Genomic DNA, 9,427 nt, shown 5'->3' on the forward strand with positions numbered 1-9,427 from the left:
GGCGAGGTTGCCGGCCAGCGGCCGCGCCCCCGGGGCCGGGGGGGGGGCGGGCCGGCGCCCGCCCCGCGCCCCGGGGCGGGGGGGCCCCCCCCCCCCCCGCCACTACCTGGATGCGCTCAGCGCGGATCGCGCGACGCGCGGCGGCCGAACCACCAGCCGGCCAGCAGCTGCAACGGCAGCGATGCCAGCAGCGAAATGACGAACCAGAGTGGGAAATCCGCGCCGGCGCTCCACATCGCGTAACCGCATCCGAGTGCGATCAACGACCAGATCGAGAACCCATGCGAACGCGGCCAGCACGGCGCGTAGTAGGTGGCGAAGGAAATGCCGGCGATGCCGCCCAGTACGCTGAAGGCCAGGTCCCACCCCAGCTGCACGCTGTTGTTGTCCGGCGACATGCCCAGCAACGGGGGCAGCCAGCTGGCGACGCTGCTGACCAGCGCAAGCGACAGCACGCCGCCGATCAGGGCGACGAGGGACAGGAACAGGGTCTTGAGCAGGCCGGGCATGCGCGCATTGTACGGCGGCGCGAAATGCCTGGGGTTGCCGGCCAGCGGTCGGCACCACCGGGGGATAGGCATGGCCGCCGCGTCCGTGGGAGAGGGGGACGGAGCGACGGCGGCCATGCACAGGCGGTCAGGCGGCGAAGTCGAGCACCACGCGGCCTTCAATGGTGCCCGCGTGCATGCGCGCGAACACGTCGTTGATGTTTTCCAGGCGGTCGGTGCTGACCGTGGCCGCGACCTTGCCTTCGGCAGCGAACTGCAGCGACTCCTGCAGGTCCAGCCGGGTGCCGACGATCGAGCCGCGCACGGTGATGCCGTTGAGCACCATGCCGAAGATGTCCAGCGGGAAATTACCGGGCGGCAGTCCATTGAGCGAGACGGTGCCGCCACGGCGGACCATGCCCAGCGCCTGCTCGAAGGCCTTCGGCGAAACCGCGGTGACCAGCGCGCCGTGCGCGCCGCCGATTTCCTTCTTCAGGAAGGCGGCGGGGTCGGTGGTGCGCGCGTTGACGGTGATCTGCGCGCCGAGCTGCCGGGCCAATGCCAGTTTGTTGTCGTCCACATCCACCGCGGCCACGTTCAGGCCCATCGCGCGGGCGTACTGCACCGCCATGTGGCCCAGACCGCCGATGCCGGAGATGGCGACCCAGTCCCCGGGCTTGGTGTCGGTCACCTTCAGGCCCTTGTAGACGGTCACGCCGGCGCACAGCACCGGCGCGATCTCGACGAAGCCCACGTCCTTCGGAAGCAGGCCGACATAGTTGGCATCGGCCAGTGCGTACTCGGCGAAGCCGCCGTTGACGGAGTACCCGGTGTTGCGCTGTGTCTCGCACAGCGTTTCCCAGCCACCCAGGCAGTGTTCGCAATGGCCACACGCCGAGTACAACCAGGGGATGCCGACCCTGTCGCCTTCCTTGACGTGCCCTACCCCGCCTCCCACGGCCACGATGTGCCCCACGCCCTCGTGACCGGGGATGAATGGCGGGTTCGGTTTCACCGGCCAGTCGCCCTCGGCGGCGTGCAGGTCGGTGTGGCAGACGCCACAGGCCTCGATCTTGACCAGTACTTCGCCCGCCCCCGGGCGCGGTACCTGGACTTCCTCGATCACCAGTGGCTTGCCGAACTCACGCACCACGGCGGCCTTCATGGTCGAATTCATGTTCGGATCTCCGTAGTGCGCTTGCCCACAGAATGACGCCGGCTCGAGGCCGGCGCTTTGATCACGATCAAACCTTTGACGATTCGTGCAGCAGGTTCAGCTGGCCAGCACTGACGCCTCGCGGGCCAGGCGCTCGATCGCATCCCAGTCGCGGGTCTGCAGCAACGCCGGGGTGGTCAGCCACGAGCCGCCCACGCACAGCACGTTGGGCAGGTGCAGGAACTGCGGCGCGGTCTGCGCGCTGATGCCGCCGGTCGGGCAGAAGCGCACATCGGCGAACGGGCCGTGCCAGGCCGCCAGCAGCGCAGCGCCACCGGCCTGCACCGCCGGGAAGAACTTGAAGGTGTCGTGGCCGTGCTCCAGGCCCAGGATCAGGTCGGAGGCAGTGGCGGCACCGGGCAGGTATGGCAGGTCGGCATCACGCGCGGCGGCATACAGCGTCGGGGTGGCACCGGGGGACACCGCGAAACGCGCACCGGCCTCCTTGGCTGCCTGCATCTGCGCGGCGTTGAGCACGGTGCCGGCACCGATTACCGCATCGGGCACGGCCTCGACCATCGCCTTGATCGCATCCAGCGCCTGCGGCGTGCGCAGCGTCACTTCGATCACCGGCAGACCGCCGCGGAACAGCGCCTGGGCCACTTCGACCGCTTCATTCACATCTTCGGGGGTGTACACCGGAATCACCGGTGCCAGCTTCAACAGCGCGCGCAGGCGCGGATCAGCGCTGGACATCGTCTTGCTCCTTGCCCGACCGGGCATCGCGGATCGCCGCCGGGTCCGGCAGCGCAGCGGCGCATGATGCCACGTGGCTCACGACGGTGCCGGTGGTGCCCCGCCCTGCCCCCGGCTCAGGCCGGGTCGGCCTGCAATGCCTGGATGCGGCGCTGGTACCAGTCACCACCGAGCGGATCGAACACCGCCGAGCGCTCCATCTGCGCCTCGTACACGTGTACCGAGATCGCCAGCGCTTCGTTGCTGGCGTTGCGCAGGGTGTGGTACTCGTGCGGCGGAATCAGGCTGCCGGCACTGCCGCAGCCCCCGCGCAGCACGGCGTGGCGGCGGAAGCGGCAGCGCTCACCGTTGCGCTCCAGCAGTTCATAGCGGGTGATCTCCAGCTCGCCTGACCACACTCCCTCCACACACCACATGGCATCGTGGTCGTGCAGCGGCGTGCCCTGCCCTGGGCCCCAGCTCATGGCAATCACGCTGTAGCCGTGTTCGCGGCTGTGGTACAGCGGGCGTCGCGCGTAATGATCACTGACCGGACGGTGTACGCACTCGGGCAATTCGATGCGGCTGTCCGCGATGGCTTCCTGCAGCGCCAGCTGCAGGTCGGCGGTGATGCGCTCGGCATCACCGGAGGTCATCGCCGCGTCGACCGCAGCGATCAACCTGTCGCGGCCACGGAACACCGGAAACGGAGAAGTCTGCAGGTCCATGCCCCGACTGTAGCGGAGCCTGGTTAAGGGAATGTTGGCGTTCGCGCGCGTCGCGCCCGCATTCAAGGTGAACACGCGCGGAAGAACGGTTCAGATGGACATCAAGTAGAGCGATCACAATGGAACCTCGCGCAGCAGAAGCGGTCGAACACGACGCGATCCATCTTCGCTGCGACATTCCGCAACTTCGCGCCCCACGGGCGCAAGGCTAGAATTCTCCGACTTACCTGGTTCTATACATGTCAGTGCGAATTATTAGCGATGCCGCGTTGCCGGCATCGAAGGGCAAGGCTGCCACGATCAACGACATCGCACGACTGTCGGGAGTTTCCAAGAAAACGGTTTCAAGAATCATCAACAACTCGCCGCTGGTGCGCAAAGACACCCGCGACAAGGTCGAGGCGTTGATGCGCGAGGTCGGTTACGTGCCCGACCCCCTGGCGCGCGGCCTCGCGTTCCGCCGCTCCTTCCTGATCGGCCTGGTGTATGACGACCCGGGCGCCCAATGCATCGTCGACCTGCAGCACGGCGCGCTGGAAGCGCTGCGCGGCACCGGCTATGAACTGGTGGTGCACCCGTGCAACAGCCAGGATGCGGACTGTGCGTACGGCGTGCGGCGCTTCGTGCAGCAGCAGAAGCTGCACGGCGTGATCCTGGGCCCGCGTGCCTCCGAGTCGGCTGCGTTGACGGAGATGCTCGACGGCATTGAATGCCGCTACGTCCGCATCAACGCGCATGTGTCGGATGACGAGGCACAGGCCGTGGTCACCCATGATCGCGACGGTGCAGCCGCGGCAGCGGGCTACCTGCTCTCGCTCGGCCACCGCGACATCGCGGTGATTGCCGGTCCGGGCGACCGCCGTACTGCACGCGAGCGCACCCATGGCTTCCTCGACCGGCTGGCGCAGGTGGGCCTGACCCTGCCGGGTGAACGCGTGCTGGAAGCGGGCGATACGTTCGAGTCGGGCGTGCATGCCGCCGAACGGCTGCTGATGGGCGGACAACGCCCCAGTGCGATCTTTGCCGGCAACGACGAAATGGCTGCCGGCGTGTACCAGGTGGCGTTGCGTGCGGGCATCGCGGTGCCGCAGCAGTTGTCGATCGTCAGCTACGACGACAGCCCGCTGGCGTCGCGGCTGTGGCCGCCGCTGACCTCGGTGCGTCGCCATGTGTCCGACATCGGACGCATGGCGGCGGCGATGCTGGTGCAGGCCGACGTGCCGGATGCGCCGACCGCAACCAGCGTGCATCCGCAATTGATGGTGCGCGGTTCCTGCCGGGCCGTGGACGCCTGATTGCCCTGCCCTCGCCTGCACCGCCGTAACGGTGCAGGCAGGCAGCAACGAAAACGGCGCATCCAGGTGCGCCGTTTTCAGTACGAAGCGGTGTGTGCCGTTCGCCTACACGTCGCCGCCGTCGGCCCAGCCTTCGCCGGTGCCCTTCTGGAACACGCGGTCATCGCGCTGCACATCGCCCGCCGGCAGATGCGCCTGATCAGACAGCGCCGCGTAGATCGGGGTGAAGTCCGGCGAGGTCGCCTGCATCAGCTGTTCGAAACTGTCGATGACGAAGTAGGTCTTCTGGAAGGTGTCGATGCGGTACTTGGTACGCATGATCCGCTGCAGGTCGAAGCCGATGCGGTTGGGCGCGGCCGATTCCAGCGAGTACAGCGATTCGCCCTTCGACGACACGATGCCGGCGCCGTAGATGCGCAGGCCGTCGGGCGTATCGATCAGGCCGAACTCCACCGTGTACCAGTACAGGCGGGTCAGGTTCTGCAGCGCGTCCGGGCCGATCGCGTGGGCTTTGACCCCGCCACGGCCGTACGCCTCCATGTAGTCGGCGAACACCGGGTTCATCAGCAGCGGCACATGGCCGAACAGATCGTGGAACAGGTCCGGTTCGGCGATGTAATCGATCTGGTCCGGGCGACGGATCCACCAGGTCACCGGGAAACGACGGTTGGCCAGGTGGTCGAAGAAGTCCAGTTCCGGTAGCAGGCCTTCCACGCCGACCAGGGTCCAGCCGGTGGCGGCGCCGAGCACTTCGTTGAGCTGGTCGAAGCGCGGAATCATGTGCGCGCTCATGCCCATCTCGTCCTGTGCATCCAGGAATTCCTGGCAGGCGCGGCCGACCAGCAGCTCGCGCTGGCGCTGGTACAGCGTGCTCCAGGTGGCGTGGTCGTCGGCGCTGTAGGTGTCCCACGGCTGCTCGACGAGCGCGGTGGTATACACCGGCACGTAGCCCTTGTCGGTCTGCTGGTGTTCGACGCGGCGGGGCTGGGCGAGGTCCATGGGGCACTCCTTGACGGGATACCCACGATGCTAGGGCAGGGCGCGCGCAACAGGGTTGCAAAAGTTGCGCCGATTGGCCTTGTTGGCGCAATATCCTTGCGTACTCACCATGTTGCGTGGCAACAATGGCCGGAGAAGTCCAGTTCGATCGCACGGATATACGTCTGCTGGCTGAAATCCAGCGGGATGGGCGCGCCACCAACGCCGAGCTGGCGACACGGGTGAATCTCTCGCCCTCGGCCTGCCTGCGGCGCCTGCAGCGGCTGGAAAGCGAGGGCGTGATCGTCGGCTATGGCGCGCGGCTGGAACCGCGCCAGCTGCGCCTGGGCCTGCAGGCCTTCGTGCGCGTGCAGCTGGAAAAGCACGACCAGGCCGCCATCGGCCACTTCGTCGACAGCGTGCAGGGCTGGGATGAAGTGGTGGCCTGCCATGCACTGACCGGCGACATGGACTACCTGCTGCACGTCTACGTGCGCGACCTGGAGCACTTCTCGCACTTCCTGCTGGACCGGCTGCTCAACGCCGGTGGCGTGGCCGATGCCAATTCCAGCTTCGTGCTGCGCACGGTGAAGGGCTTCCAGGCATTGCCGCTGTCGCAGCTGGAATGAACGCGCCGCTGCGATTTGACGGCGCCGGGCGGGTAGCCGAGCATCTCCGCCCTGCGCGCGTCGCAGCGTTCCTTTCCGGTTCCACGCATGTCCGAACTCCAGCACCCGCTGCCCACCACCACGTTCCTGCCGCTGCAGCGCAAGTCGCTGGCGCGCTACGTTGCCCATGGCACGCCACCGCAGACCGCAGTGGAGCAGGCCGGGCTGATGGCCGCGCAGCTGTGCCGGACGCGCCTGCATCCGGCGGCCGAGATCGAGCGCCTGCTGCATGATGCCTGCGCGTTGTTTGCTGGCAACGAAGGCGCGGCTGCACAGCTGGCCGGGCCCGGTGGCGGTGGCCAACCGGAGCTGGATGCCTGGCTGAGCGCATTGGCCGGCCACGGCGTGCTGCTGGCACCGGCGGAGATCCTGCAGGACGTCATCGCGCAGTCGCCACGGGAGTATCCGGGCCTGGCCCTGCAGCAGGCCTGTCAGGAAACCCTGGTCGAACATGAGATCCGCTTTCCCGCCACCTTTTCCAGTGACGATGACGAGGCCACGCAGGATGAGGTTGTCGCCGAGGATGCACGGTCGGTCGAACACCATGGCCTGTACACCTCCGAGCAGGCCCGCGTGCTGCGCGCCATCGCCGCCAACCCCGATGAGCTGATCGACCTCGATGGCTATGCCGGCACCGGCAAGGGCCACCTGGTGCTGGCGCTGATGGAGGCGCGGCCGGGCCGCTACACCTACGTGGCGCCCTCGCGTGGGCAGGTGGAAGCCTTCCGCGCCCGCGTGCCGGCCAGCACTGCGGTGCGCCTGCTGACCCAGATCGAGTTCGCCAACCGCGTGGCGCAGCACGCCGCGCGCAGCGGCCAGACCGGTGGCTTCGTTGCCAGCTACCGGCGCAGCACCCGTACTCCGCGCGAGATTGCCGGCCGCATCGGCCTGCAGGGCATCGGTGGGCGCAGCCCGGAGCAGGTGCTGCTGACCGCGTTCGAGGCCATCAACCGTTGGTGCGCGTCGTCGGCCCCGGGCTTGGCGTTCCAGCATTTCGACCGTTCGGTGCCCGCTGCGATGCTCGATGTGTCGCCGTACATGGCGGCCGCCGAGCACGTCTGGCGCTGCATGTTCGACGCCGAGCTGCAGCGGGGCACGCTGCTGAGCCTCAGCCCGGCGCACATCGGCAAGTGGCTGGCGCTGCGCGGCGTCACCCCGCCGCAGGACATGGGCATGCTGCTGGTGGACGAGGCGCACGACCTGAGCCCGTCGTGGAAGCAGGTGCTGGCCACGCATGCGCCGGGCGTGGTCAGCCTGGGTGACCCGCACCAGTGCCTGACCGGTACGGTGCCGCGCTGGGCCGCGTCGAAGGTGCTGGAAATGCACCAGTCGGTGCGCCAGGGCAACCAGGTCGAGGGCCTGGTCAACCAGACCCTGGCACTGGATGGACTGGGCCAGGACAGTGGGCCGTTCGTCGGTGCCACCGACCGCGCCACCGGTGTGCTGCATTACCGCGACTGGGCGCAGGTGCCGAGCGAGGGCCTGCGCATCCATGGCAGCGTCGCCGATCTGGCCCTGGACGCGGCACAGCTGCACGCACTCGGGCTGCGGCCCTACCTGCATCCGGCATCGCTGCGCGCGCTGCGCAGCGTGCTGCAGCGGCCACTGGATGCGTGGCGCCGGCGCCGCGACAGCGCATCGGACCAGGAATGGGAGCGCTTCCTGGCCACCCAGGCCGACGAAGGGCAGGGCGCGCTGGTCGAACTGTTTGCGTCTGCCGATCGGGTGCAGTCACTGCTGCTGGCGCTTGATGACCAGGACACGCCCGCTGAAGGGCGGGTGGCGCTGTGCCTGGCCGAACACGCGAAGAACCTGCAGTTCGACGTGGTCTCGCTGTCGCCCGGTTGCTTCAGTGCGGGGCAGGGCGGGCGCATCTGGCACAACCCGGTGCGCGCGGTCTATCTGGCGCTGACCCGTGCGCGACGCCAGCTGCACGTACCGGGCGATGGCATGGAACAGCTGCAGCACACGGCGACACTGCAGGAGCAGGCCCGCCAGATGCGCAGGCGCGAGCGGCAGCAGGCCAGCGGTTACCGGCCCGCGCGCTAGCACGCGCGTCGCTGTCTGGCAGCGACACGCTGGCTCAGGTCAGCACTTGTCCTTGCGGCCCATCAGCTTGCCCAGGCGCGAGGCTTCCTCGCACTTCGGCGCGGCCACCGGTGCCGGTGCGGCCGCCGCGGCACGTGCGCGCTGCAGCTGCTGGATCTTCGCGCGGATCTGCGGCATGGCTGCCATCGCGGCCTTTTCGCCTTCCAGGATGGCGGTGCCACGCTGGCTGAAATCGGCGGCGCCGATGTCCAGCACCTTCGGGCGGATGACGATGTCGGCGCGCGCCAGTTCCTGCTCGCCCAGGCGCTGGCCCATGATCGAGATGGACTGGTTGACGATGCCCAGCATGTCGGTCGGCGCCTTGCCGCTGGCCTTGCTGGAGATGTCCACGGCGATCACGAAGTCGGCGCCGAGCTGGCGCGCGGCATCCACCGGCACCGGGCTGACCACGCCGCCATCGATGTAGTTGCGGCCGCCGATCTTCACCGGTTCGAACACACCGGGAATGCTGCTCGACGCGCGCACCGCCTGGCCGACGTTGCCGCGCACGAAGATCGCACGCTCGCCGGTTTCGAGCTGGGTGGCGACGGCGGCGAACGGCTTCTTCAGTCGCTCGGCAGGACGGTTGGCGACCTGCTCGTTGACGTAGTCCTGCAGCTTCTGGCCCTGCACCAGGCCGCCGGAGAACAGGCGCACGTCGCGGATGCTGGCTTCGTCCAGCGCGACCGCCTTGCTCTGCATCTGGAACGCGTCCATGCCGCTGGCGTACAGCGCACCGACCACGCTGCCGGCGCTGGTGCCGGACACCACGGCCGGTTCGAAGCCGTTGGCCTCCAGCATCTTGATCACGCCGATGTGCGCGAAGCCCTTGGCTGCGCCACCACCGAGGGCGATGCCGATCTTCACCGGCTTGGCCTGCGGCACCACGGTCGGCGCCGGCGGCGGTGTGGGGCGGACCGGGTCGCCACCGCAGCCGGCCAGCAGGCCGATCAGGGCGACGGACAGCAGCATGCGGGGGCGGAACAGGCTCATCGGCAGTGCGCTCGCGGCGCCGGATTCAGGAAAGGGCGCCAGCATACCGAAGCCGTGGCGGGGCGGGCAGGGTAGGAAACATCGCCCATTCATAAAGGTAGTGCCGGCCGCTGGCCGGCAATCATTGGGAACCTGGCAACGGTTCATGAGGCTGCCGGCCAGCGGCCGGGCAGACCGGGCTGCGGGCGAAGGTTGATTGGGGTGCCGGCCGGCGGATGCGCGCCAAGGTTCATGGGGCTGCCGGCCAGCGGCCGGCACTACCGGGATGCGCGCCAAGGTCCATGAGGCTGCCGGCCAG

The 9,427-nt window shown here is 68.4% G+C and carries 9 protein-coding genes; 3 read left to right on the top strand and 6 right to left on the bottom strand.

Annotation, left to right across the window (positions count from 1 at the left end; translation table 11 throughout):
- Nucleotides 1-116: 116 nt before the first annotated feature.
- The 4 genes from V3B48_RS15915 to V3B48_RS15930 all read right to left on the bottom strand — a co-directional run bounded on the left by V3B48_RS15915 (nucleotide 117) and on the right by V3B48_RS15930 (nucleotide 3,107).
- Nucleotides 117-509: a hypothetical protein gene (locus V3B48_RS15915; RefSeq protein ID WP_197617072.1), complete on the bottom strand. Its 393-nt coding sequence runs from the start codon at nucleotides 507-509 to the stop codon at nucleotides 117-119.
- Between the two features lie 127 nt (nucleotides 510-636).
- Nucleotides 637-1,665 (bottom strand): alcohol dehydrogenase AdhP, encoded by a 1,029-nt coding sequence (gene adhP / locus V3B48_RS15920; RefSeq protein ID WP_182266977.1) that lies wholly within the window; start codon nucleotides 1,663-1,665, stop codon nucleotides 637-639.
- 96 nt (nucleotides 1,666-1,761) lie between these two features.
- Nucleotides 1,762-2,400, bottom strand: a complete 639-nt coding sequence (gene eda, locus V3B48_RS15925) for a bifunctional 4-hydroxy-2-oxoglutarate aldolase/2-dehydro-3-deoxy-phosphogluconate aldolase (protein WP_121504971.1) — start codon at nucleotides 2,398-2,400, stop codon at nucleotides 1,762-1,764.
- 116 nt (nucleotides 2,401-2,516) lie between these two features.
- Nucleotides 2,517-3,107: a cysteine dioxygenase family protein gene (locus V3B48_RS15930; RefSeq protein ID WP_049399007.1), complete on the bottom strand. Its 591-nt coding sequence runs from the start codon at nucleotides 3,105-3,107 to the stop codon at nucleotides 2,517-2,519.
- 239 nt (nucleotides 3,108-3,346) lie between these two features.
- Here V3B48_RS15930 and V3B48_RS15935 point away from each other — a divergent pair, with 239 nt between their 5' ends.
- Nucleotides 3,347-4,402, top strand: a complete 1,056-nt coding sequence (locus V3B48_RS15935) for a LacI family DNA-binding transcriptional regulator (protein ID WP_285302187.1) — start codon at nucleotides 3,347-3,349, stop codon at nucleotides 4,400-4,402.
- Between the two features lie 105 nt (nucleotides 4,403-4,507).
- Here the strand turns inward: V3B48_RS15935 and phhA are convergent, their stop codons facing one another.
- Nucleotides 4,508-5,401, bottom strand: coding sequence for a phenylalanine 4-monooxygenase (gene phhA / locus V3B48_RS15940; RefSeq protein WP_071228653.1), 894 nt, complete (start codon nucleotides 5,399-5,401; stop codon nucleotides 4,508-4,510).
- Between the two features lie 125 nt (nucleotides 5,402-5,526).
- On the opposite strand from phhA, the gene V3B48_RS15945 reads away from it, so the two are divergent.
- Nucleotides 5,527-6,009, top strand: a complete 483-nt coding sequence (locus V3B48_RS15945) for an Lrp/AsnC family transcriptional regulator (RefSeq protein ID WP_004153377.1) — start codon at nucleotides 5,527-5,529, stop codon at nucleotides 6,007-6,009.
- An 87-nt stretch (nucleotides 6,010-6,096) separates the two neighbouring features.
- Nucleotides 6,097-8,097, top strand: coding sequence for a hypothetical protein (locus V3B48_RS15950; protein ID WP_253143503.1), 2,001 nt, complete (start codon nucleotides 6,097-6,099; stop codon nucleotides 8,095-8,097).
- Nucleotides 8,098-8,136: 39 nt separating this feature from the next.
- Here V3B48_RS15950 and V3B48_RS15955 read toward each other — a convergent pair whose 3' ends face one another.
- Nucleotides 8,137-9,129, bottom strand: coding sequence for a patatin-like phospholipase family protein (locus tag V3B48_RS15955; RefSeq protein WP_019337382.1), 993 nt, complete (start codon nucleotides 9,127-9,129; stop codon nucleotides 8,137-8,139).
- Nucleotides 9,130-9,427 lie beyond the last annotated feature (298 nt).

It is taken from the genome of Stenotrophomonas sp. SMYL20 (genome assembly GCF_036320045.1).
Lineage (GTDB): Bacteria > Pseudomonadota > Gammaproteobacteria > Xanthomonadales > Xanthomonadaceae > Stenotrophomonas > Stenotrophomonas maltophilia_A.

Bases quoted from the DNA above. Each gene is read 5' to 3' on its own strand.
- V3B48_RS15945 (WP_004153377.1), top strand. From the start codon at position 5,527: ATGGCCGGAGAAGTCCAGTTCGATCGCACGGATATACGTCTGCTGGCT.
- phhA (WP_071228653.1), bottom strand. From the start codon at position 5,401: ATGGACCTCGCCCAGCCCCGCCGCGTCGAACACCAGCAGACCGACAAG.
- V3B48_RS15935 (WP_285302187.1), top strand. From the start codon at position 3,347: ATGTCAGTGCGAATTATTAGCGATGCCGCGTTGCCGGCATCGAAGGGC.
- V3B48_RS15930 (WP_049399007.1), bottom strand. From the start codon at position 3,107: ATGGACCTGCAGACTTCTCCGTTTCCGGTGTTCCGTGGCCGCGACAGG.
- V3B48_RS15955 (WP_019337382.1), bottom strand. From the start codon at position 9,129: ATGAGCCTGTTCCGCCCCCGCATGCTGCTGTCCGTCGCCCTGATCGGC.
- adhP (WP_182266977.1), bottom strand. From the start codon at position 1,665: ATGAATTCGACCATGAAGGCCGCCGTGGTGCGTGAGTTCGGCAAGCCA.
- V3B48_RS15915 (WP_197617072.1), bottom strand. From the start codon at position 509: ATGCCCGGCCTGCTCAAGACCCTGTTCCTGTCCCTCGTCGCCCTGATC.
- eda (WP_121504971.1), bottom strand. From the start codon at position 2,400: ATGTCCAGCGCTGATCCGCGCCTGCGCGCGCTGTTGAAGCTGGCACCG.
- V3B48_RS15950 (WP_253143503.1), top strand. From the start codon at position 6,097: ATGTCCGAACTCCAGCACCCGCTGCCCACCACCACGTTCCTGCCGCTG.